At 44.8% G+C, this 25,044-nt stretch carries 19 protein-coding genes and 2 pseudogenes; 14 read left to right on the forward strand and 7 right to left on the reverse strand.

The genetic code is table 11. The features are described from left to right. Positions 1–11: 11 nt before the first annotated feature. Positions 12–854, forward strand: coding sequence for a helix-turn-helix transcriptional regulator (locus tag ABE504_RS11040; protein WP_430088082.1), 843 nt, complete (start codon positions 12–14; stop codon positions 852–854). Positions 855–942: 88 nt separating this feature from the next. Further along, positions 943–1,143, forward strand: a pseudogene (locus tag ABE504_RS11045) (sigma factor); the annotation flags it as partial. A 143-nt stretch (positions 1,144–1,286) separates the two neighbouring features. On the opposite strand, the gene ABE504_RS11050 reads toward ABE504_RS11045, so the two are convergent. Both ABE504_RS11050 and ABE504_RS11055 read right to left on the reverse strand, forming a co-directional pair. Beyond that, positions 1,287–2,207, reverse strand: a complete 921-nt coding sequence (locus ABE504_RS11050; protein ID WP_430088084.1) for an AraC family transcriptional regulator — start codon at positions 2,205–2,207, stop codon at positions 1,287–1,289. Positions 2,208–2,285: 78 nt separating this feature from the next. After that, complete coding sequence (locus ABE504_RS11055) at positions 2,286–4,775, reverse strand: alpha-mannosidase (RefSeq protein ID WP_430088086.1); 2,490 nt, start codon at positions 4,773–4,775, stop codon at positions 2,286–2,288. Positions 4,776–5,078: 303 nt separating this feature from the next. Here ABE504_RS11055 and ABE504_RS11060 point away from each other — a divergent pair, with 303 nt between their 5' ends. From ABE504_RS11060 to ABE504_RS11090, 7 genes are all read left to right on the forward strand, one after another. Beyond that, positions 5,079–6,038: a D-2-hydroxyacid dehydrogenase gene (locus ABE504_RS11060; protein ID WP_430088088.1), complete on the forward strand. Its 960-nt coding sequence runs from the start codon at positions 5,079–5,081 to the stop codon at positions 6,036–6,038. 233 nt (positions 6,039–6,271) lie between these two features. After that, a complete protein-coding gene (locus ABE504_RS11065; protein WP_430088090.1) occupies positions 6,272–7,195 on the forward strand; it encodes a dihydrodipicolinate synthase family protein in 924 nt (307 codons plus the stop codon). Between the two features lie 57 nt (positions 7,196–7,252). Beyond that, a complete protein-coding gene (locus ABE504_RS11070) occupies positions 7,253–9,634 on the forward strand; it encodes an alpha-glucuronidase family glycosyl hydrolase (RefSeq protein ID WP_430088092.1) in 2,382 nt (793 codons plus the stop codon). 186 nt (positions 9,635–9,820) lie between these two features. Beyond that, positions 9,821–10,699, forward strand: a complete 879-nt coding sequence (locus ABE504_RS11075) for an ABC transporter permease (RefSeq protein WP_430088094.1) — start codon at positions 9,821–9,823, stop codon at positions 10,697–10,699. After that, positions 10,693–11,568, forward strand: a complete 876-nt coding sequence (locus ABE504_RS11080) for a carbohydrate ABC transporter permease (RefSeq protein ID WP_430088096.1) — start codon at positions 10,693–10,695, stop codon at positions 11,566–11,568. Before ABE504_RS11075 ends, ABE504_RS11080 begins: the two co-directional genes overlap by 7 nt. A 102-nt stretch (positions 11,569–11,670) precedes the next feature. Next, positions 11,671–13,248 (forward strand): extracellular solute-binding protein, encoded by a 1,578-nt coding sequence (locus tag ABE504_RS11085; RefSeq protein ID WP_430088098.1) that lies wholly within the window; start codon positions 11,671–11,673, stop codon positions 13,246–13,248. Between the two features lie 23 nt (positions 13,249–13,271). Further along, positions 13,272–15,608, forward strand: a complete 2,337-nt coding sequence (locus ABE504_RS11090) for a helix-turn-helix domain-containing protein (protein WP_430088100.1) — start codon at positions 13,272–13,274, stop codon at positions 15,606–15,608. 46 nt (positions 15,609–15,654) lie between these two features. Here ABE504_RS11090 and ABE504_RS11095 read toward each other — a convergent pair whose 3' ends face one another. The 4 genes from ABE504_RS11095 to ABE504_RS11110 are packed head-to-tail and all read right to left on the reverse strand — an operon-like array spanning position 15,655 to position 18,553. After that, positions 15,655–16,470, reverse strand: a complete 816-nt coding sequence (locus tag ABE504_RS11095) for an HpcH/HpaI aldolase family protein (protein WP_430088102.1) — start codon at positions 16,468–16,470, stop codon at positions 15,655–15,657. Between the two features lie 19 nt (positions 16,471–16,489). Next, positions 16,490–16,909 (reverse strand): YhcH/YjgK/YiaL family protein, encoded by a 420-nt coding sequence (locus ABE504_RS11100; protein WP_430088104.1) that lies wholly within the window; start codon positions 16,907–16,909, stop codon positions 16,490–16,492. Beyond that, complete coding sequence (locus ABE504_RS11105) at positions 16,887–17,921, reverse strand: ROK family protein (protein WP_430088106.1); 1,035 nt, start codon at positions 17,919–17,921, stop codon at positions 16,887–16,889. The genes ABE504_RS11100 and ABE504_RS11105 overlap by 23 nt, the downstream gene beginning before the upstream one ends. Beyond that, the gene (locus ABE504_RS11110; RefSeq protein ID WP_430088108.1) at positions 17,918–18,553 is read right to left on the reverse strand and encodes a D-sedoheptulose-7-phosphate isomerase; all 636 of its coding nucleotides are present in this window, start codon (positions 18,551–18,553) and stop codon (positions 17,918–17,920) included. The genes ABE504_RS11105 and ABE504_RS11110 overlap by 4 nt, the downstream gene beginning before the upstream one ends. A gap of 139 nt (positions 18,554–18,692) precedes the next feature. Here ABE504_RS11110 and ABE504_RS11115 point away from each other — a divergent pair. From ABE504_RS11115 to ABE504_RS11125, 3 genes and pseudogenes are all read left to right on the forward strand, one after another. Further along, positions 18,693–18,770, forward strand: a pseudogene (locus tag ABE504_RS11115) (RNA polymerase subunit sigma-70); the annotation flags it as partial. Positions 18,771–18,941: 171 nt separating this feature from the next. Next, on the forward strand, positions 18,942–19,079 hold the full coding sequence (locus ABE504_RS11120; protein WP_430088110.1) for a hypothetical protein: 138 nt from the start codon (positions 18,942–18,944) through the stop codon (positions 19,077–19,079). Continuing rightward, positions 19,034–20,095 carry a hypothetical protein gene (locus ABE504_RS11125; RefSeq protein WP_430088112.1) on the forward strand — a complete coding sequence of 354 codons (1,062 nt, stop codon included), beginning with the start codon at positions 19,034–19,036 and terminating at the stop codon, positions 20,093–20,095. The genes ABE504_RS11120 and ABE504_RS11125 overlap by 46 nt, the downstream gene beginning before the upstream one ends. Before the next feature lie 20 nt (positions 20,096–20,115). On the opposite strand, the gene ABE504_RS11130 is transcribed toward ABE504_RS11125, so the two are convergent. After that, positions 20,116–20,895, reverse strand: coding sequence for a helix-turn-helix domain-containing protein (locus tag ABE504_RS11130; RefSeq protein WP_430088114.1), 780 nt, complete (start codon positions 20,893–20,895; stop codon positions 20,116–20,118). Between the two features lie 377 nt (positions 20,896–21,272). On the opposite strand from ABE504_RS11130, the gene ABE504_RS11135 reads away from it, so the two are divergent. Together ABE504_RS11135 and ABE504_RS11140 are read left to right on the forward strand one after the other, a co-directional pair. After that, positions 21,273–22,472, forward strand: a complete 1,200-nt coding sequence (locus ABE504_RS11135) for an MFS transporter (RefSeq protein ID WP_430088688.1) — start codon at positions 21,273–21,275, stop codon at positions 22,470–22,472. Between the two features lie 211 nt (positions 22,473–22,683). Then, positions 22,684–25,008 (forward strand): helix-turn-helix domain-containing protein, encoded by a 2,325-nt coding sequence (locus ABE504_RS11140; protein WP_430088115.1) that lies wholly within the window; start codon positions 22,684–22,686, stop codon positions 25,006–25,008. The last annotated feature ends 36 nt before the right edge of the window (positions 25,009–25,044 follow it).

Genomic DNA, 25,044 nt, shown 5'->3' on the forward strand with positions numbered 1-25,044 from the left:
AGGAGTGGTCAATGGAAGTGATCGCTACTGGAATCTCGTTAAGCGAATTTTTGCGTTCGCGTCGAGAGCGTCTAAATCCGGAAGAAGTGGGGCTACCATCTTACGGACGACGTCGGACTCCAGGGCTTCGAAGGGAAGAAGTGGCTCAGCTTGCCCATATTGGAACGTCCTGGTATACCTCTTTGGAACAAGGCAGAAGTATCAATCCTTCAGAGGATGTACTAAATAACATAGCAAAAGCGCTGCGATTGACTGAGGATGAACGTCAACATCTTCATCTTCTGGCAAGGCCGATAATTCAGGCAAAAGTAGAAGAACAAGAACTGAATGTTGGCTTGGAGCGAACGGTAAGGGCTCTTGAACCGAATCCTGCATTCATAATTGGAAGGAGTTGGGACTTGTTATTATGGAACCAGGCAGCCGAGATAGTGTTTCGATTGCCGGTATTCTCAAATAATATGCAGCAAAGGCCCAATTGGTTGAGACGGTTTTTGATGGACTCGTCACTTAAATCCCACAACAACGATTGGGAATCCAAAGCGCAGGTAATGATTGCGCGCTTTCGTGCTGATTACGCACACTTCCCTAATGATGATAGGTATAAGAAGCTTATTGAAGAATTTATGCAGAATAGCGAGCTGTTCCGCGAGATATGGCCGAGACATGACGTTCAGGTCGTTACAGATTGCCACAAACAGTGGTACGACCCTCGTATTGGAGAGATGGAGTTCGAACAAGTGACCTTGCAGCCGCCGACTGATCCGGAGCTGAAGGTCATCATTTTTACTGCTTCAGCGGATACGGCTGGGCGTTTGGAAAGTTTACTGCGCACTCGGGACCACGAAAGTTACTAAAAAACCAGTCTTCACCAGAGGCTTTAGTTTTATTTGATGGCTGTTAGCCTTTTTGCAGAAGGCTTGTGGATTTGGCGGTTAATTTACCTTGCTTCGTGTTCACAACGTCAAAAAATTCGACAATACCGGAGAAGAACTCGAGGATTTAATCTCGATCGGGACCATCGGTCTGATCAAAGCGATTGAATCGTTCTCCCCGAACAAAGGGACCAAGCTCGCGACGTTCGCGGCGCGCTGTATCGAGAACGAGATCTTGATGCATCTGCGTTCTCTGGAGGAGACGCGCCGCAGCTATATGTCGCGGATCGAGAAGCGGGCGCTGATGAATCAAAGAAAAATCAAAGGAAAAAAACAGAAGGTCAGCAAAGCAGGTTATTTCCTGTTTAGGCGGACCTTCTTTCATTTTAAACACAATCAAGTGTCCTTGGTTCCTTATTTATGCCGCTCAAAATCAAGTGATGAGGTGACCGACGGGTCGATCTGCAGCTTAAATTGTGTTGGAGACATTAAGGCATAGCGCCGGAACATTTTGGAAAGGTAAAATTCATTTTTGAAGCCAACGGCCATCGCGATTTCTCTAAGGGATAAATGGGTCTCCTTAATAAATCTTTTTGCTTGTCTGATTCGGATATCGTTTAACTTCTCAATTAATGTAAGTCCTGTTTCCCGTTTATACATTCTCGATAGGTTGCGATAACTCACATGTAAAGCATTGGCAACATCATGTACCTTAAATTCTGTGGCAAAATATTTTTCCAAGTAAAGGTCTGCTTGTTGAATAAGAAGGGAATTCACATTATGTTTCAATTCGACTGTTTGGTGTTGCTCAGGACGCCAGGATTCGTAGATATTGCTAAGCCAGTGGAGCAGGGTTGCTTGAATGGTTGACACACTCATTTTTTGATGTAGCTTCAGCAGCGGAAAGTTGATCTCTGCCTCAACAGCAATGGGTCTAGGCTGTGAAAAGCATCGAATCCATTCTTTACCGAAGCAGGTGGCTGCAGTGCTGGAATTAACTTCAAGCAGTTGAAGCTGCCAGCGTAAGCAGAAGCCATCCTCTACTTCCTTTGTCTCATGATAATGACCATGTATTTGGCCAGGGGGAATTAAGTAGGATTGACCTGCTGTAATACGAAAGGGGACACCGCTTAATGTTGTTATCGTGCTGCCCTTCATGACGTAATTAAACTCAAACCAAGGGTGCCGATGTTCTTCACAAGTCCAATCCGGTTCATGATAGGCGGGTAGTGCATCTAGAAGCACAAAGGATATATCGTTAAAGACAATAGGCTGCATGATGCATTTTTGCAGAGCATGCAGCTGATCTGTGTAGCTTTCAATGTGAATAGTCATAGGGAAAGGGGACTCCTTGCGGGATCTGGTTTATCTTTCTATTGTACCGCACTCCGACAAAGGAAGAATACCTGTTGACTACATTTCTAATAAATTTAGTTCCCTAACCGGTTGAGTCACATCATCAGTGATCAGGAAGGTGACAATCTCGCATTTCCCAAAGGTGGCTGTCCATCTGCGGTTGAGGAAAGGGATTTCAATTGTTGTATTCGTCTTGAAGCCTGAGGACTCATAGCAGCGCAGCACATAGCCATTTCCATCCTCCGCTTTTTTGAATACGGTAGCAATAATGCCATCGTTGGCAATGTGAATCCCTTCCATTTTTTGCGGCAGAGCACCCTGATGGTACGTTTCGATGATGGTGATTGGCGGTACATTGAGCTCATAGGCCTTCTTCACGATTTGTGCTTCTTGCCATGTGCCTTCATGAGGCACCATCGTGTACTTGAACTCCTGAATCCCTTGATCCATATATTCACATAAATCATCTCGCGAACCATGGTGGTAGCCAAAGTGGTCGGCAAAAATGGCCCCGCGTGCGACGGTCATACGAAGGATATGTCCGTTGACATCATAGGCATATTTACTGTCGTTGAGCAGTGCAAATCCGTATTTCGGTTTATCCCCATCAACATTCGCTTCGCTGATATCTACCCACTGCTGACCAGGCTTTTCCTCTCCATCTCCGGGTCTGACCATGTATCCATATGGGATTTCATACGTTGCCTCAGGCTGCTCCGTGTTGATTGGAAATGCGAGTTTAAGCATTTTATGCTTTTCCCGCCAGTCAAGCTGCACCTTGACTTCAAGATCAGCACGGTCGTGATACAGGAAGAAGTCTTGCTGCAGCACGGACTGATTATATCGGCTGGTGATCCGTATTCCGGTCCGCAGCGGGCCCTGCTCCAGAATTCGAAACTTCGCGTCGGTGAACTGACCGATCAGGTTTGGAAACGCTCGGAGTTCATGGCTCCAGGTATCTGAATCGTACTCGTCGATAATTTGAGCGACAGCCCCTTTGCCGTTGAAGATATCGCGTTCAAGACGTTTGTCCCAAAGTTTGACGATACTGCCGTTATGGGGATCAAATTCAACACGGATAAAGTCGTTTTCCAAAAGAGTAGAGCTGACGGCAAGTGCAGCAGTCGGCAGCGCTTTTTCTTGGGTTTTCTTTTTCGAAATCCAGTAAACGCGATAACCCATTGCCGGGATTCGGCCGATGAACATGCTCCCCCACTTGTCATTTCTTCCGTTTGTACGCGAAGCGCGGATCGTTTGACTTACGATAGGCTGCTGAGTTTCATCCGTTATGCTTGTGAGCTCTGTCGTAAGATAAATCGGAGCATTTACTTCCCATGACAAGGGATTAAAGACAACTAGCGGGATGCCTAGATCCGCCTGCTCCCATAACATCCAATCGTTTTCCTTGCTTAATGACTTGACTTCGGGCAGCATCGTATCAATGGACCACGAGATTTTCTGCAGCGCAGCATTAAGCGCGACAGCTGAGATATTCAGTGCTTCGCCATAGGACTCACGGGAGTCCTCGTAAGCTTCTTTAATGCTGCAGCCGCCCATGATATCATGGAACTGGTTGAACATGACGAGCTGCCAGGCGTGTTGAAGCTTTTCCTGCGGGTACGGAAGTGCAAGGAGATGGTGGGTTAACGCTGAGAATTTTTCAGCTGTTAACAAACGATGCTCTGCCTTGCGGTTATAAGCTTTCGTTTCCGAATGGGCGGAATAACAGCCAATGGCGTGCAGCTGCAGATCCTCTTTTAGCGTAGGGATATCCAAATTCTGCTGTTCTACATCAGTAAAGAATGCGTTCGGCGAACTGAAGACGAGGCTGTCCTCGCCATACTTCTCCTGGAGCTCTCCCAATTTATGAAGTGCCGCAATGGTTGGTCCGCCTCCATGGTTGCCAACGCCATAGAAAGACATCACGGGATTCCCTTCATTCTCGGCTAATGCCATATGTTTGAGGATACGTTCTTCCATTCGCGCAGGTCCTTGGTCTGTGTAGCCGGTTGGCAAACGGAACGTCATCACGCGAGTGCCATCCTCGCTTTCCCACCAGAAGAGACTATTCTCGAGATCTTTCTCTTTGATATTCGGACGTTGAAACACATAGTAATCAAGCCCGCTTTTTTTCAAAATTTGCGGCAGCATGCCATGATGGCCGAAAGAATCGACATTATAGCCAACATTGGCCATGACGCCGAATTTTTTAAGAAAGTATCTTTGACTATACAGGCCTTGTCTGGCAAACGATTCTCCAGAAGGCAGATTGCAATCCGGTTGAATCCACCAGCCCCCGACAATGACCCATCTTCCTTCAGCAACGCGCTGCTGGATTTCTGCAAACATTTCTGGCGTATTTTCCTCAATCCACTGATAATAGGCTGCGCAAGCACAGGTGAAGATAAAATCTGGAAATTCCTTGATTCGATCAAGGGCAGACCGGAAGGTTGCCTTAATTTCAGCATAACCTTCCTGCCATTGCCATAGCCACACAGGGTCCAAATGAGCATTTCCGATAAGGTGTAATTGCGTTTTCTTTTCCATTTATTTTCCCTACTCTCTTCAATTTGTAGCGCACCTTTTTCATTTTCAATGTAACGGATTTTGAGATAGATAAGAATGTGAAATAATGACTTCCGTTTATAATATTAGGCCAACTATTTTTGTGTGGATTCTCCAGCAACCCGCCAACTGGTTAAATATCGGTAATATCCCTGCTCTAATCCTATCTATTCTCTGTATTTTGAGTGTATTGTAAGCGCACACATGGCTATTGACAAAGCTTTGGGCAAGAAATAGACTTTGTCATGACGTTTCTAAAAAAGACAGCTTGAAAGGGTGGGGAAAGTGAAAATTGTCATATTAGATGGACATACCTTGAATCCAGGAGACTTAAGCTGGGAGGAGCTACAGGCTATGGGGGAGGTTACGGTGTATGAACGAACGCCCCCAGAATTAATCGTGGAACGGTCAAAAGGTGCAGACGTCCTGTTCACGAATAAAACGCCGCTTTCAGCAGATACGATTGGTAAGCTTTCTGATCTTCGTTATATCGGTGTACTGGCAACAGGGTACAATGTCGTCGATATTCAGGCCGCATCCTTCAGGAACATTCCTGTGACAAATGTTCCGACTTACGGAACATCCTCGGTCGCTCAATTTGTACTTGCGCTGCTCTTGGAATTATGCCATCATATCGGACTGCATAATGAGGCAGTGCACAGTGGTGAATGGAGCCGCAGCGGCGATTTCTGCTTTAGCCTGAAGCCGTTAATAGAGCTCCATGGCAAGAAGATCGGCATCATCGGCTATGGCAGAATTGGCCAAGAGGTGGCAAAAGTATGCAGGGCTCTTGGCATGGAAGTGCTGGCCAGTACAAGCGGCCGCAATCCCCACCCTGATGGGGCGGACACCCGGTTCGTTCCGTTGGATGAGCTGCTTGCCAATTCCGATGTCGTATCCTTGCACTGCCCGCTGCTTCCGGATACGCAGGGGTTAATGAATCGAGCAAGGCTATCCCTAATGAAACCGACAGCGCTACTGCTTAATACTTCCCGAGGCGCGTTAGTCGTGGAGCAGGATTTGGCTGATGCCTTAAATGCCAACACCATTGGCGGCGCAGGGCTTGATGTGCTCAGCATAGAACCGCCAAGGGCAGATTGTCCGCTGCTCCGTGCACGGAATTGTATCATTACGCCGCACATAGCATGGGCAACGAAAGAAGCCCGCAGCCGGCTTATGGCTACAGCCGCGGACAACCTAAGAGCTTATTTAAAGGGAAGTCCTATTCATGTAGTCAATCATTGAACTTAATGCATGACAATGTAAAAGAGCGATTACACGCCCATTAGAGGCGGAATGTAATCGCTTTCTTTTGTAATGGAACGAGTTCAAAATGATACAAGGTAGAAAAATGAAACAATCGTATGACATGAGCAAAAATGAAACGGAAAACGTGAAAGTGGGTGTTATTTTTGCGCTATGGAAGTGATATATTTTGAAAATGTTATCTCAATAGAAGGAAACTGGAGGTAAAAGCGATGGGGAAAACGATTAGGAATGGTGTCTGGAGCACGATGATTACGCCTTTCAACGAAAAGAATGAAATTGATTATCCTGCATTAGGGGAATTGGTGGACTGGTATATCGCTCATGGTGTAGAGGGGCTTTTTGCCGTTTGTTTATCAAGTGAAATGTTCAATCTGTCGCGGCAGGAAAGAAGTGAATTGACCCAATTTATTGTAGGTAAAGCGTCAGGCCGGGTTCCAGTTATTGCATCGGGGCACGTTTCGGATTCAATTGAAGAGCAGGTAGAGGATATACTTGCAATCGCTGCAGCTGGAGCGGATGCCGTCGTCCTGGTTACGAATCGGTTAGCCCGGGAAGATGAGTCTGATCATGTTTGGAGAGCGAATCTGGAACGCTTGCTCGAGAAGCTGCCTGCAGACCTATCGCTCGGTTTCTATGAATGCCCTTATCCATATAAAAGGGAGCTTTCGCCAGCGTTGCTGGAATGGTGCGCAGCGACCGAACGTTTTCTGTTTCTGAAAGACACCAGCTGTTCGCTTCCGCTAATTAAGGCCAAGTTGAAAGCCGTAGAAGGAAGTGTTCTAAAAATATTTAATGCGAATGCAACAACGCTGCTTGATTCGTTAAAGGCTGGAGCTGCAGGCTTCAGCGGGATCATGGCTAACTTTCATCCAGAACTTTACGTCTGGCTATGCCGTAATTGGCATACCCAGCCTGAAGAAGCACTGAGGTTGATGAACTTTATCGGAATGGCCTCTGCGCATGAAGGACAGCCTTATCCCATTAACGCCAAATACTTCATTAGCCTGGATGGTGTGGGGATTGGACTCCACTCGCGCTCTCGGAAGTTGGAGGACCTCAACGAGACCGGAAAGCAAATGGTCGAGCAGTTGTATGCCGTGTCCAAAGAATACGCCGAACAGTACAAATTGTAGTTTTGTGAATGGAGAATTACGAGTTGTTACAACACACATGAACGGAGTTGTCCCCAGATGACATATTTGAACTTGAAACAAGCCACAGTCGTATATGCCAAGGATGCTGAAGGGGCGGAAGCCAAGGCGGTCGATGTCCTGATCGAAGAATTGGCTAAACGGACGGGGATTATACTGCTTCGCTCGCATAGTTATCCGGATGGAAACGTTCCATTTATTGCAATCGGAACACCTGATTCGTTTGAACGAATCGGCCCAATCCAGCTGCATGAGGATATTCCTGCGCTATCACCGGAAGGGTTTGCGCTGAGAACAGTGTCTCAAGCTTTACGCCAAGCTGTTTTCGTTGTCGGTGCAGATGCCCGTGGTGTTCTCTACGGTACAGGAAAGCTTTTGCGTTCATTGCACTGGGGAGACAATGTCATACAGCTGGATAATGAGCTCAATCTAACAGAAGCTCCCAGGTTTCCAATCCGAGGACATCAGCTTGGGTACAGACCTAAGAACAATGCCTATGATGCGTGGAGTGTGGAGCAGTTTGACCAGTATATCAGAGACTTAGCCATTTTCGGCGCCAACAGCATTGAAATCATGCCGCCTAGAACCGATGATGATGCCACAGGGCCGGTAATGAAGGTCGAACCCATGGAAATGATGATTCGGCTGTCCGAAGTCATACATTCTTATGGTCTCGACACATGGGTCTGGTACCCTAACCTCGGTAAAGATTTCTCTGATCCGAAAATCGTCGAAGCCGAATTGGCCGAACGCGAACAAATATTCAGCATGGTGCCCTATATAGAGCACGTCTTTATCCCAGGCAGTGATCCTGGCGATTTGGATCCAGAACCACTGTTCGTTTGGTGCGAGAAAGTTGCGAAGATTCTGCACACCTACCACCCGGATGCTCAGATTTGGCTGTCATCGCAGGTCATGAATGCAGATCCGTCCGCATGGAAGAAAGGGTTTTATGAGCAGTTGAGCAAGGAGCCGGATTGGCTGGGCGGCATCGTGTTTGGCCCTCATGTGGATGAAACGCTGCCCGAGCTAAGAAAGATCGTTCCTCAGAAATATCCAATTCGCCGTTATGAAGACATCACACATAATTTCCATTGCCAGTATCCAGTAGCGGATTGGGATCTGTCATTTGCGCTGACCCTAGGCAGAGAAAGCACCAATCCGCGTCCTATAGCACAAAAGCAAATTCATAATGTATTTGCCTCTTATGCCGTCGGCAATATCTCTTACTCAGAAGGTATTAATGACGATGTAAACAAATTCGTTTGGAGCGATCAAGATTGGAATCCTCAGATACCGGTGGCAGAAACGTTACGCGACTACGGCAGGTGGTTTATCGGCTATGAGCAAGCAGATGGCATAGCTCAAGGACTGCTGGCACTGGAGGATAACTGGGTGGGTCCGCTATTAGCGAACGAAGGCGTGGAAGTGACCTTGCTGCAGTGGCAGCAAATGGAGAGGGAAGCCCCCCAGAGCGTTCTGAACAATTACCGTTTTCAGATGGGATTGCTTCGAGCTTACTTTGATGCGTACACGAAGCGTAGACTTGTCTATGAAACAGAGCTGGAATATAGAGCCATGGATGCGCTAAGGGAAGTGGAGCTTACGGGAGCATTGGTTGCAGCGGAACGGGTTGAGCAAATCCTTGCTCGAGCTGTAACTGAACCCGTTGCTCAGGATTATCGCAGACGGTGCGATGATTTGGCAGACCGTTTATTTGAGAATATAGGTTACCAGCTAACTGTGACACGACATTTCGCGATTGCTCAGGATCGCGGTGCATTCATGGATGCGATTAACTACCCCTTGAACAATTCCCGTTGGCTTCGCATCCGATGTGCCATGATTCATAAGGCGAAGGATGAGGCAGAACGACTGGCGATTATTGATGGGATACGAAATCGGACGAATCCTGGACCTGGCGGCTTTTATGATAATATCGGATCGTATCGCAGCAACCGCCGTATCGATCCGGGTCAGGGTTGGGCAAGCGATCCAGGTTATTTGGTTTCGCCAAGAACCGCTCATGCCGTTTATTTATTAACACCCGGTCGCGCAGAAGAAAAAGAAAAGGAGCTTGGCGGCATCCCCTTAGCTTGGATTAATCATGTGAATGTGATGCTCGACACCCCGATCATCATTCGTTATGAGAACCTTGACCCATCGGCGGATTACCAATTGAAAGTGGCCTTTGTGGGGGAAATTGGGGTGGAAGCACATAAAGCTGTTCAAGTGAAATTGACAGCGAATGATTCCTTCATCGTTTATGAGAATCTGCCTGTAAATGGTTCAACAGTTACGATGCATGAATCCAACATCCCTCGCGAGATTATTAGCGAGGGGAAACTGAAGCTCAGCTTTCTCCGTACGAAAGGAACTAAACGGATGAATATTGGAGAGATTTGGCTAACTCCGAAATGATACAAGGTGGAAAAATGAAACATGAACAAACCAGGGGGAAAATGAAACGGGAAGTGCGAAAGTGGGTGTTAATTTAGCGCGTAGGAAGTGATATATTTTGGAAGAGGTAACTGGTTAGCATTAAGGAGGGGAACTGGATTGACTTTTCTTAACTCAATCGTCATCAAAACAATGAGGAAAAGGATCGTGGAAAACAAGTACTTATACATGATGATGTTTTTGCCGATTGTTTATTTTATCCTGTTCAAGTACGTTCCGATGCTTGGCATTGTGATAGCATTCCAAGATTATAACTTTGTGAGGGGAATTTTTCATAGCGAGTGGGTTGGATTCGCACATTTTCGCGAGTTTTTAACAGACCCTTATTTCTGGAAACTTGTGCGGAATACAGTTGTGATCAATATTTATATGCTCATTTTTGCTTTTCCTGCTCCAATTATTCTTGCTTTGGTTATCAACGAAATCAAATTTCTGCGGTTTAAGAAGCTCGTACAAACCATCAGTTATCTTCCGCATTTTCTATCAACTGTCATTGTATGCGGTATGGTTGTTAATCTAATGTCAAATGGCGGATTAATCAACCAGTTGTTGGGAAGCTTTGGAAAGGAACCTATCCCTTTTTTGATGGATGCAGGATGGTTTCGCAGTATTTATGTAAGCTCGGAAATCTGGCAGGGGGTAGGCTGGGGGTCCATTATTTATTTAGCAGCCCTTACTTCGGTCGACCCGCAGCAATATGAGGCTGCAAAGATGGATGGAGCCAATCGGTGGCAGCAAATTTGGAACATAACGATCCCCGGGATCATTCCTGTCGTGACGATTATGTTTCTACTTAGCTTAGGTAACATCATGACAATTGGTTTTGAGAAAATCCTACTTTTATACACCGGACCTACGTATGAAACAGCAGACGTGATTTCGACTTATGTCTATAGACGCGGGTTGCTTTCCAGCGATTTCAGTTATGGTACAGCGGTTGAGCTTTTCCAATCGGTAATCGCTTTAGTATTTATTACTTCTGCGAATAAAATTTCCCGAAAAGTCGGTGAAACCAGTTTATGGTAACTCGAAAAATAGGACTCGGTTCTGTCTTCTATAATACCATTATTTATTTGCTGATCATCATGATGCTGTTCACCTTTTTGTACCCCTTATATTATGTTGTTATTGTATCTGTCAGTGATGGGATTAGCGTCATGAGGGGAGAGGTCAGATGGCTCCCCATTGGAATGAATTTTGAAGCGTACCGTGCCGTACTGGATAATCCTTTGGTCCTTCGTGCGTATGGAAATACGATCTTATATACGGTCGTCGGAACGTTCATCAATGTCATGATGACTGCACTATGCGCATATCCGTTATCCCGAAACCGGTTTTATGGAAGAAATGTTTTTACCTTTTTCATTATTATTACCATGTTATTTCACGGGGGGCTGATTCCCAACTATCTCGTTGTTTTTCGGTTGCATATGTTGAATTCCATCTGGGCAATCGTCATACCTACGGCAATTAATGTTTGGAACATGATCATTATGAGAACGTTCTTTCAGAACATCCCGAACGAGATTTACGAGTCTGCTCATATCGACGGTGCGCACGATATGAAGATTTTCCTGCGAATCGTGCTTCCGCTTTCCATGCCGGTCATCGCAACCATGTGTATGTTTTATGCGGTCGCGCATTGGAACAGCTTCTTTCCGGCAACGCTTTACCTAAGTGACTCCAAATTGTACCCCATCCAGGTTATTGTGCGCAATTATGTGATTGACGGGCTGGTCAGTAGCGGAAGCAATGCGGAGAGTGATTCGAAAACGATTGTGACCAGCATGAAATATGCCTTTATTTTTATTACCCTTCTACCCATTCTTGCTGTATATCCGTTTATTCAAAAATATTTTGTCAAAGGTGTGATGGTGGGATCGCTAAAAGGATGACTCTTTAATTTTGAAAGGAGTGATGGCGCTTTCATTATCCATGATGGCATTTTTGGAAAATTGAAAATAAGGAAAGAAAATAGTATTCTAGGAGGGTATCCATTGGCTAATCAAAAAAGCAAATCAGCGATCATCTTATCCATGGTATTGGTTCTTGTTTTGATCATTTCGGCATGTTCGAGCAATACGGCAAGCAATAGCACGGATGCACCGAAAGCAACTGTACCAGACACTGCTCAATCCAGTGGTAAACTGTTGGACGCTCCCATGACTCTTAAAGTACTCTATGGTGAAATTAACACCAAATCGCCTGTTTTTGATGCTGTATTTGAGAAGACAAATGTCAAACTGGATTTTGAGCTTGCACCCGCTAACTTAGATCAACGGTTGCAAACCATCTTCGCTACGAATACTTTGCCAGATATCATGAAGGTGGCGAATGGCAATCAACTTTTTGCCAGTGCAGCCAAAGACGGGCTTCTGCTTAATATTAGCGACTATATGCAATATGCGCCTAACCTTGCTAGATTAATAAAAGAAAACCCGGCTATTAACAACAACAAAGTGGACGGTAAATTTTACTCCTTTCCGCAATTGGGAAATTGGAGATTACAGCTTGCCGGCGCGCCTATGATCCGAGTAGATTTAATTGAAAAGCTAGGCTTGCAAATACCAAAGACTTTCGACGATTTATATCATGTTTTGAAAAAATTTAAAGAAGCCTATCCGGATTCGATTCCTTATACAGGCAGAGAAAACGCCAAGAAGCTGCTAAATGAAATATCCTTTGCGATGGGTTCAGGAAACCGGATGTACTACGACCCGGCCATAAATGGCGGCAGTTGGTCTTATGGGCAGGCACACCCTGAATTTAAACCGGTGTTGGAGTTCCTCAACAAACTTTATAGTGAAAAGCTGTTAGATCCTGATTATGCAGTGAATACCGGTGACCAAATGAAAGAAAAACTGGCTTCGGGTAAAGCATTATTCTATTGGGACAATAACTCCTTTGGTGTCAACTTTAATCAAGCGTTGAAACCAATTGACCCAAAAGCGAAATTCGATCTACTGCCTCCACTGCAGTACGGGCAGGCAAAGCCTAGAGCGGCTATGTATGTGAAGGATTGGCTGCATCACTATGTCATCAGTGCTAAAGTGAAGGATCCAGAGAAAGTTGTTAAATTCATGGATTGGATGTATAGCCCTGAAGGCACACGTTTAATGAACTATGGTATTGAGGGCGAGCACTATACAGTAGTAAATGGCCAGCCCATGATGAAGGAAGATATCGTCAAGAAGTATGCAGATACGAAAGATCCTTATCGTTTCATGCAGAAGGACATCGCTGTTGGATTTGAGGCTTTCGATCCGAATGTAGATGAACACCCGATGGCTCAAGTATCGGATCCGGAATTAACCCGTTGGGCTTCTCAAATGACAGAAGCGAATGGCTATTTCCAAGTACGCAGTATACCTCCTTTTACAAAGGAAGAAAGCGAGAAATTAAAAAAATTAGTAACTAAGGTAGATACTTTAGTAGATCAGGAAATGGATAAATTTATTATCGGTGTTCGTCCATTGTCTGACTATGATAAGTTTATGAAGAGCTTGGCAGATAACGGTGTTTCGGAAATCGAGAAAATTTACAACGATGCTTATACTCGCGCAAATACACCATAACCCCTGGAGAAGGAGGAGGTTCAATGATGATCAAAAATAGATTTAAATTGTTCATTCCGTTGAACCGGCTTTTTTTTCGAATTCTAGGATATTTCTTATCCCTTTTAGTCCCTATATTAATTATAGGGACAGTTTTTTATTTCAACTCAACTAACCGAATACAAGAAAACTATACGCAAAAAGTAGAAATGAATTTACGTTCCTCTGTTGATACAATCGAGATTTATTTGCGTACGATTCAAGATTCAAGCGCGAATTTTTTCTCCGAAAATAAAGATCTGCTACGTCCTTATGACGAATACAGTCTTGCGGACAGAGTACGTATCCCAGAAATTCCTGCAACGTTAGCGCGCATTTCTACGAACCTTGGTGTGCTGATTGATCACATCTTCGCTTACGCAGATACAGAAAAGGTCTATCTTTCTGATGGGCTTAACGATTCTGACTTTTTTTTCGATCAAAACTACCAAATGAAAGCATACAATAAAGTATTTTGGGATAATAAGCTTAAGGGTGGGGAATTCCTTGAGATTCTGGATGTTACATCCCGAGTCAGTCAGAGTACTTCGCATGCGAGAAATGTGATACCTTTCGTTTTCACCAACACGAGCAGCGGAAATAAGGTTGTTCTCGTGACGACAGTGCCAACGGATATGATTCTGAAGACGATTCAAGACCATGCCGTGATGGATGCGACTCAAATGCTTGTCACGGACAACCGCAATCGGGTCATTGTGAGCAGTGATCCGAATTTGAGTGCCCCTTCAGTAGTTGAGAAACTGAACAAAATTTTTAATTCACCTGAAATATCTAACAGTAAAGTAAAGCTTGGAAATAATAAAGTTGTCGTAACCCGCGTCAATTCAGAAAATTATGGGTGGAATTATTACACCGTGACACCGGTAAGTGAATTCAACAAGGATACCAGTTATTTTGTTGCTTCAATCATGGTTATTTGTTTTACCCTTATTCTAATCGGCATTATATTTTCATTTATCTTTGCCTATAACCTGTACAGCCCTATAAAAAGGTTTCGAGATATCCTCAGCGATGCAAATGATATCTCGGACGAAATCAATCATGAAACGGGCAAATACAATGAGTTTGATTATATCGGCAAGAGGATTAATAGCTTGATCGAACGGAATCATAACATCCAAAGCAAGCTGGAAACGCAATCTGCGGAATATCTCAAGGAGTGTTTGATCAGTTTATTCCGAGGCATGAAATCGAAGAAAGGGCAAGAGGAAATTGAAAGAATGCTAAGAAATGACATGAAGTTTTTGAAACCCATGTATCAGTGCTTCGCTATTCGTTTCGAATTCAAAGCGTCATTTTATAACGAGATTCAAGATGTGGATCGAATGAAAATTTTAAACAAGATGGGGAACCTGCTTGGGGGATTGCTGCGTTCTTATGTGGATGTTTATTTGCTTGAGGAAAAAGAAAACTTGTACATCGGCATATTTAATTTAAAGGACCACGAGGAAACCCTGCAATTGAAAAAGGCCTTGCAGAAAATCATCGATACCTTCCAGCATGATTCGAGGTATTGCCTTATACGGATCGGGATCGGCAAGGAGTACCGGGATGTGTTAGGAATCGCCCAATCTTATTCAGACACAATGAACGCCTTGGATTCCAGTGATGGGAAAGCGGATTTTCAAATCATTGAGGCAGAAACGCTTTCGGATGAGATCACACACGTTTCCTATTCCTTTATGGATGAAAACAGCATCATTAACTGTTTAAAAGCGGGGGATAAGGAAAATTTACAAATAAAAGTCGACGAGATTGTGAAGAAAAACAAAGAGAAGCATTTGCCGCGTCATCTTATTATAAGTTTGCTTAGAGAGATGTATAATACGGGCTGCAGATTTTTAATTGAGCGTGGTTTAATGCCACATCATATATCCGGCAATGAAACGCTATTCAAAGGCGACGACTACGAAGAGAAGAAGGAACATCTACTCCTGTTTTTCGACACAATCATTGAACAGACGACGACACGAAATCATGACACATCCAATGAGATCAGCTCGGTCATTATCAAGTATATTGAGGAGAATTATCACAGTGATCTGGGTCTTGAGAAAATTGCTGAGGGGATGGGGGTTTCCGCCAAGTATATCTCACGGATTTTCAAAGAAAAGACGGGCATTAATCTTGTCGGTTATATAAGCTGGTACCGAATCTCCAAAGCGAAGGAGATGCTCGTAGAAACAGATCTGACGATAAATGAAATCGTGGATCGAGTAGGTATTTACAGCAGAACGACATTTATTCGGTTGTTCAAAAAGTATGAAGGCACAACCCCTCATCTATTTCGTAATTCCAGCAGGAATAATAAAGCACAGTGATATAATTAAGGAGCACAGGCAAAGCCTGCGCTCCTTTCGATTGAAATCAAATATGGATACGGTTATCTGCGTTCTCGTTTAATCGATCGCCCAGTCTTTGTTTCATTTCGTTGATGTCACGAGACATTTGGGCTGTGAAAGCCGTCATGTCGGAGGCGTGGACGAAAAGGTTTAACCCTTCCTGCCCCCAAGCGATTTCCTGCTCAACTCCCCAAAAATAATGGATACCGGCAGCTACATGAGCAGCTATTGCCTTACGGATGATCGTGCTGACAGCTTCCTTAAATACGGGATGGTCGTATTGCTCAGGTACATTCAGGCTGCAGGATAAATCGTGGGGGCCGATTAACACACCGTCCAATTGAGGAATCTGCAGGATTTCATCTAGCGCCTCGAGAGCGGGCCCGCTTTCGATATTAACAATCAGAATATTGCCAGCATTAAACTCTTCCAGATAGGATTTCAGAGGTTCCTCCGGTAGGTCGGTTCCATTTAGCATATTGCTTAATTTCTTCCCCTTAATTGGCCGAAGCTTAACGGCTCCGCGAAGCGCCTTCACCTGCTCCGGTGTTTCGATATAGGGGGCTACAATACCGGCGGCTCCTGCATCCATAGCTTTACTTGCTTCGTAGGGGTCCGGCGACGGAATGCGCACGATTGGCGCAAGTCCGAGGGCAGAGTAGGTCCGGCACATCCAGGAGAGCATGTCCCGGTCGATGGACATGTGCTCCGTATCGATAAAAACGAAGTCGAGATTTAATTTTTTTACTTCGGTAGGCCAGCGGGGGGAAGTCGAAACGATCAGTGTCCCATAAACGCGTTGTCCATTACGGAGGCAATTCAGCAATTCTTTATTATGCATGGGGATTCTCCTTTCTTTCTTACCTTTTTACTTTAATAACTGCCTTTTTTATGAGTGCCGGCTGCTTGTCATATAAGCAAGGCATATGTGCATCTTGAGGAAGAAATAAGGCGAAGGCACCCTCCTGCACGACAAAATCATGACCGTTTCCTTTTAAAACGATGTAGTCTTTTTCTGCCAAGAAATCTTCCGTTTGCTGCAGCTCCTCTACACAAGCATATCTCATCCGTTCTGAGCCCTGAACCATATATTGGATATCGATGTAGCGATGGTGGGCTTCCCAGAATTGAGTTTCCTCGCTTTTTGTTTGATACTCCTGCAGCAGTAGAAAAATATCATCACCTTCAATCTCATACTTGCCAGGCTGCATGGTAATGAGCGGGGCTTCCTTTAAATAGGTGAAGGCTCTGTTGAATTTAGGGTGCAGGTCTCTGTACAAATGACAATAATCCAATCGGTCGATGATCAATCGAATTCCCCATTTCTCTTTTTTTTTGTTCCATGGCGACAGACAAACCGGCATAATCGCCAACTTGTTCACCTAATCCAGCTGGAACTACCTCACACACGTTGAAGGAAATGGACAATGCCTCTTGCCGCAGCACGTTCATTACGATAGGCTCGAGGATTCCCCTTTGGCGGCCGTAGATGCTGCCAATCACAATTCGTTCCGGGTTGAGCAGGTCAATTAACATTGCCAAACCTCGACCTAATTGTTGACCTACCAGATCAAAAACACGCAGAGCGGTGAGGTCTCCTGCTTGTGCAGCTTCTCCTGCCTTTTGTGCAGTAACCTCTTCTAGATCCTTCCATGTCCTGCAATAGGAGGGGCCTTGCCCTTGTTGTATTGCGGTTAATGCCATGTTTCTCGCAATTTGCGCAATGCCACCACCGCTGCAAAAGCCTTCGAATGAGCCCGCTTTGCCATATCCGAGTGGACCATCCGCTTCTAAACGGATATGCCCTACCTCTCCAGCCATATCATTCGTTCCGCTATAAAGCTGTCCGTTCAGAATCAATCCTGCTCCCATTCCTGTACCAAAAGTAAGGAAAATCATGTTCCTGCAGCCTTTGCCAGCACCCCAGTGCCATTCAGCTAATGCACATGCATTCGCATCGTTTTGCAAACTGACCGGAATGCCGAAGCGTTCTTGAAAAGGAGTAATGATATCAACGTGATCCCAGCCCGGCAAATTCGGCGGCGAGAGAATAAGGCCCTTCCGACTGTCCAGTGGACCACCGCAGCTAATGCCAATTGCAGCAGCCCTTTTTTGGGGATACTTGGCAAACAAAATTTCTAAGGAGGAAATGATCTTTTGGATTGCAATTTCTGGAGTTATAGGTGTGAGAAAACGGATTTTTTCTATGATGTCCATGTTATTCTGCTCCACAACACCTAAACTTACTGCGCATTTTGTACCGCCAATATCGATTGCAGCTAAGACTGTCATGAGGGAAAGAACACCTCCTCCAGCATCATGCATAAAGCATGGTAGATGGGCAAATGTCTTTCTTGAATACTAGGGGTATGTTCCGATGGCACGCAGATCGAAGCATCGCACAGCGCTTTCATTTTGCCGCCGCTCATTCCCGCGAAGCCGATCGTTTTCATCCCCAGCAGTTTAGCGACCTGTAAAGCCCGAAGCACATTTACGGAATTCCCTGAAGTACTAAAAGCGATCAATACATCTCCCGGGCGGCCATATCCATACACCTGCTGAGCATAAATCATTTCCGGAGCTACATCATTGGCATATGCGGTTAAAAAAGCGGAATGGCTGACTAGGGAAATCGCTGGCAAGGCACCTTGGAGCTTTGTGGCAATCGAAGCGCCTTCTCCCGGAAATTCAGTTTCAAAACGTTCAATGGTTGATACGGGAAGCAGCCGTTTAGACATAAACCCCTTCATTAATTCTCCCACAACATGTTCGCAATCTGCAGCACTGCCGCCATTCCCGCATAATAGCAGCTTACCGCCTTGGCTAAAAGAGACGCGCATAAGCTCAAATGCTGCCTCAATTTCTGGAATACATGCTTCTAACTCCGGATAGCGAGTTGTTGTAATTTTCAGTATTTCGTTCATGCAAATACCTCCATGTCATGACTTCCGTCTCCGTCAACCTATTGCTGGTCTCTTTACGTTCTATTATAAAGCGCACCTGTTTGGATTCGAATAAACAAAAATGTCAATCGCATATAGAATAATGCCAAGCTAGGTACAAATCGGGGTGATCAAAGCAATTGAATCGTTCTCCCCGAACAAAGGGACCAAGCTCGCGACGTTCGCGGCGCGCTGTATCTGCCAAAGTTTTTATTTCGGTTCGATGTTTAGAACAGATCATTCACAATGCTCGAATCGTGCAAAAACAGATTGGATCTGTCATTGACCTGCCCACGGATATCTCTGTATGCTTGATGTAAAGCTGTCTTGCATGTGGAGATGGTACTGACGGGTTAGGGAGAGAATATACATGACTACAGTAAAATCGGACAGAACGTATTATGTACTGGATATGGCAATCCGATTTATCCCGGCGGCGGCGGTGAAAATCTGGGAGCAGGCATGCCGTTATCTCAAGAAGCACTTGCAGCCTATGAGAATTGGGTAGGGGCCATGGTGACAAGATATAAAGATAAGGTGAAAGATTGGGAAGTATGGAATGAACCCAACTTTAGTGATAACTTGGTCAATACGCCTGAAATTACGGCTGACTTTAATATTCGCACAGCAGCCATTATTAAACGCATTCAATCCCATGCAAGAATTTCAGCCCTTGCTTTAGGACATATCGATCTTGACTATGTAGAAAGATTTTTTGCCTATTTGAACGAGAAGAATGCGATTGGATTATTCCACAATGTAACCTATCATGACTATGTTTATAATCCGGATGCCAATAAACTTGCTGTATACAAGATGAGACAAATCGTAAAACGATATGCTCCGGGAATGATCATGAGACAAGGTGAAAATGGTGCGCCTTCCGTAGGCGGTACAGGAGGCGCGCTCTCCGATTATAACTGGTCTGAATTAACACAAGCCAAGTGGGATATAAGAAGAATGCTTGAGAACCTTGGAAACGATATCGAGTGCAGCATTTTTGGCATTATTGACATGAATTATTCCGGCAATGGCCCGATAAGAAGAAAAAATACGAAAGGCATTGTTGAATCTGCTTCCGATAATGGAGCCGTAAGGCCAAAGATCGCTTATTATGCCATCCAACATGTAACCTCGATCTTTGACCATACCTTGGAAAGATTGACAACGTTAAAGCATACCCATCACATTGCTGCAAGAGGGTCACGCCCTGCCTATTCACTCAATACGGACCGAAGTATTTCCGTATATGGCTACCGAAATAAGGATACACAAAAGCAGTTATATGCCATGTGGGCGGATGATGCGATACCAAGAGAAGAGAATGAATTGAAGTGTTTGGAATTTAGTGTTGAAAATGGAAACTTTGATGATCCTGTTTATGTGGATATGATAACGGGTGGCGTTTATGAAATACCGGCAGCACAATGGAGAAGAGAAGGCAACATCTATACATTTAAGAATATCCCAGTATACGATTCTCCCATACTCGTTGCGGACAGAACTTTAATAAGTATGAAGTAAGGGCCGATTTTTTCAAACAACTATTTCTCTTTTCCCGGGCTATGCCCGAAGAGCCTTTTGTAAGATCGGCAAAAAAAAGACAGATTGCTAAATCCTACGGCTTCTGCTGCTTCGTCAATGCGGTATTCCCCGCTGCGAAGCAGTTTTTTTGCTTCTTGGAGTCGAATTTGATTGCGGTAATCAATCGGAGATAATCCGGTATATTGGATGAAAAGCCGTCGAAATCCCGGCTCGCTCATTCCGGCCATATCCGCATAATAGCTGATCTTACGATGGTTGGCATAATTCAGATTCATTTCATTTAGGGCAGGTTGCAGCTTCTTGAACTTGTAAGGAATGTTCTGAATTTCCCTGGAGAGATGCCATAGCAATTCATACATTCGATAAAAATAATATATCGCATTATCGTCGGTCCCGGCTTTCAAGTTCTTACGAAAAGAAGAGAAGATCTCTTCCGCATGATCAAATATAATCAGCGTCGGTGCGGCAAGGTAATAAGGAAGCTTTCCTTCGATTAGATCAAATTGTACAATTCCGACCCCATTCTCGGTATCCAGATAAGTACTCGCGTGACGGGTCCCCGAAGGAAGAAATACTAATTGTCTTGCAGGGGCCACGATATCGCTAATGGCAGGGTCTTCAAAGCTATAGCACATGGTGCCGCTGAACGTATAGATGAACGAATGCTGGCTTCTGCCCTCGGAATACGATATTTTATGTCCTTGGGGGCGTTGTACGGTAATAAAGCTTATATTTCCGATGGTAAACAGAGATTTTTGCGAATTGTAGTTCGGTTTCAAGAGCAATCATCCTTGTGCAATCAAGTAAAAAGTAGTATATCTATTGTACATGTGAATTGTCAATTGAAAGTGCTCGAATCGTGCAAAATGGAGATATGACGAGGAACCACATCAGTATGCTAGGAAATTGATCGCCATGTGCGGCGTGGATGGAAGCGGCAAGATCACGATGACTAGAGATGCTTAGAGAAGAGCTGTTAACTGGATATTTTCCAATCGCACACCTTTGCTTTTATTCAATTGTCTCATGGGGGGAGGAAATCTTCGCCCGAAGTTACGAATGCAATAGTTGCGCCGAGCGCTACTTGAGGTTCAATTACAACATAGGAGTTAAAAAAGTGAAAAAAACGACATGGAAATTCAACCGGATTTACGCGATGCAAATGGCGACCATATTTATTGGGTTCGTCATCTTCGGATTCTCTGAAAACATTAAAGGACCGGCCATACCGCGAATTCAGTTTGATTTTAGGTTAAGTGAAGCCCAATTGGGTACTTTGTTATCTCTGAACGCCTTGGGGTATTTGATAGCTTGTTCCTTCACTGCGTATTTGACCAAGATGTGGGGGATCAAATGGGTAACCATCGCTGCTTTCGCGTCCATGGCTGCATCCGGAATCCTCATTTTTTATTCCCATTATTACCCGTTGTTCGCAGCATCCTATTTTTTCATGTATATCGGCAACGGTATGTTAGAGATTGGTCTAGCTATTCTGAGTGCCAAGATTTTCTTGAAAAATACCGGAATGATGATGAACATGACGCATGGTTTTTACGGCTTAAGTTCAACGGTTGCTCCACTTATCGCCACGGGTCTGATGAAGGTGACGATTGTCGGTCACACTCTGGATTGGCGTGGGATGTACCTGATTATGCTGCTACTGTCGATCATCCCCATTGTGATTGCTTGGTTTAGCACGTTTCCGGGAGATGACATCTTACATGAGGACCGTATTTCATTAAAGGACCTACTGAAAGATCGCGTATTATGGCTAGTGGTGCTAGTGCTTACGTTTGGTGTTGTTTCAGAAATGGCCGTTGGCGGCTGGCTCGTTAACTTCCTGGAGAAAGCCTATAACTGGGATACGGTTCAAGCATCCGGTATGCTGTCTATCTTTTTCTTATGCTTCGCTCTAGCCAGGCTATTGCTGGGGCCGATAACCGATCGAATCGGGTTTGTCCTATCACTTATGATCTTTTCAGGGTTTTCGGCACTATGTACATGTATTGCAGTCGTAGGTGGTGAACGTGTTGCCTTCCTGTTTGCTGCATCCGGTATCGGTATTGCCATAATTTATCCGACCGTGATGGCTTTTATTGCGACCAGATTTCCAAAGGGCAGCGATACAGCCATTACCTTTACGGTAACTTTGATGGGACTAGGCAGTGTCATCGGAAATTATCTGATTGGGGGCGTCATCGAACTGGTCAAACACCTTGCAGGGGAAGATTCGTCTACAAGCCTGCTTCGTGGACTTCAAGCCGGCTATGGCTTCATCGGACTGTGTGCAGCATTATGTTCGATAACCAGTTTCATTTTATATGTGTATTTGTATAGACGGAAAGAGGTTATTTGAATGCATAAATAAGATCTATAAGACCAAGGTCAACCCCGAACGCGGGGTTGACCTTATTTCATACTGCTCGTTCCACAAAATGCAGACGACTTTACATTTTGAATATTTACAATGATCCCCATATCAAGAATAATGAAGGATGCCCTCATGCCCAATGAATGTTCACTTGTCATCGTTCTTCTATAAGGAATATTGCCAGGAGGTCATTCGCATGCTGCAGAAGTTTCGGAAATATAATAGGAGCGTCAAGGCCACATGGCTGTTATCGTATTTGTCGGTCTTGTTGGTTCCTATTGTCATTAGTTTGATTCTGTATTCTGCAACTCACAGTTTGGTGGAGAAGGAAATCAATCGGGCGAACGAGCTGCTTCTCACGCAGATCGAAATGTCCATTGATAGTAAGTTAAAAGGGTTGGAACAATTAAGCTTGGAAGTAGCCTTAAATAAAAATGTCTCTTCTTTTACGAATGTACAAAAGCCATTATCCGACGATCATTATTATCAATTGTTTAATATCGCCGAAAGTCTAAGAACGTATCAAAGAGCAAACGACTATATTGAGCAAATTTACGTGATGTACGCGAACAGCGATACGGTGGTATCTACGTTCAACCACACCGATTCCCGCGGGCTGTATGCCCTCATGAGGCCGAGCCAGGGGACTTCTTTTGAAGAGTGGAGACGACTTTTTGACCAAAAATATGTATACAAGTATGCGCCAATGACGTATTGGAACGATGGAATGCCGATGTCCGGGGTGATGTTTGCCCGCTCGCTCGTTCTGAATAATCCGCTTCAGCCGTACCCCATACTGATCTTCTTGATCAATGAGAATAAGCTGCTGGAAAGCATTCCGCGATACAATGATTCATCGGTGCTGATTCTGGATAAAGATAATCGCTTTATTGCAGCGTCCAAAGATAAACAGGAGCTTCAAGATCACTTGCCCTCAGCGCGTTTGCTCGGGAAAAAAGGGCTCGTTTATGCGGATATGAATCAAAATACAGCTGCCCTATCTTACATCACATCAGAGTTGACGGGGTGGAAGTATGTATCCGTGCTCCCGGCGGATATCTTCAATGAAAAGATGGAATATTTAAAAGGCATTACCTGGATGAGCATTGCACTAGGACTGATGATGGGCATCCTTGTTACGATTATTTTTTTGAAAAAAAATTATATGCCAATTCAAGTGCTGCTGCAGAACATGATGCAACGGTCGGGATTTCGTTTTGATGGGAAGTCGAATGAGTACTCGTTTCTGCAGTATGCGCTTCATCATACTTTTATTGAGAAAGATGAAATCAGCAAGCTATTAAAGTTGCATTATAATACGATTAGAGCGCATTTTTTGACGCGTTTATTGAAGGGGCAATTGGAGAGGAAGCTTCCGCTTCAGGAGTCGTTCGTCGCCCATAACGTTCAGTTCCATTCGGACCGGTTTGCGGTGCTGCTTTTCAATGTTGATGCTTACGGCAAGTTGCAATCCCAGGATGTGGAGGATTCCGGCGGGCAGAAGACGCAGATGTTTCATTTTATCCTGAGTAATGTGATTGAGGAGCTCGCGGGCGAGGACGCAACGGTGTATGCGACGGAAGTGAATGAGCTGACCGCTTGCATCATTAATTTGAAAGCCTTTCCTTCGGAAGAGGAGGAGGACAAGGCCTTAATTCGAATGGCCAGCCAAACGCAAGCGTTCATGAAGGAATATATTCATGCGGAAATGACGATCGCCCTGAGCGGCGTTCACAACGATGTTTACGGGATTTCGCAATCGTATCAAGAAGCAATGGAAGCGCTGGAACATCGCATCGTACGCGGTAACGGACAGTTGATTCAATATAAGGAGATCTGCATGCGGGCTGCGCGGTCCAGCCGAAATTATTATTATCCTTTGAGCGTTGAGCAACAGCTCGTGTACTATGTAAAGACGGGGAATTTGTCCAAATCGCAGGCGTTGTTAGGCGAAATTTACGAGGCGAATTTCGAGGTTCACCCTGTTTCGGTACCACTTGCGAGATGTCTTCTGTTTAATTTGGCAAGCACGATGCTGAAAACGCTCGATGAGGTAAGCTCGATCAGCAAGCGAAGCTTCGAGGCTCATGCCGAGGATGTGGAACGGCTGCTCAACTGTGACACGGTTCAGGACATGATGACGCATATGAACCGGGTACTCGAGCAGGTCTGCGAATGGATTCAAACCGACAAGAAAAATCACCATAGCTATCTGATCGATGATATACGCGGCTATATTCAGACGCATTTTCGAGATGTCAACCTGAGTATCTCCATGATCGGAGAATCCTTTTCGCTGACGCCGTCCTACGTGTCCAAAATATTCAAAGAGCACACAGGAGAAACACTGCTGGATCTCATCAATCAAACGCGATTGACTGCGGCCAAGACGCTGCTATCCGAGCAAAATCTGACGATTAACGAAGTCGCCGGGCGTGTCGGTTATGCCGATGTGAGCACGTTCTTGCGCATTTTCAAAAAATTCGAAGGCATGACACCCGGAAAATATCAGAAGATTTAGTGTTGACAAGTTTACGGAACGCCCTGAAACGGGGCG

The organism is Paenibacillus oryzisoli (assembly GCF_050467285.1).
GTDB lineage: Bacteria > Bacillota > Bacilli > Paenibacillales > NBRC-103111 > Paenibacillus_E > Paenibacillus_E oryzisoli_A.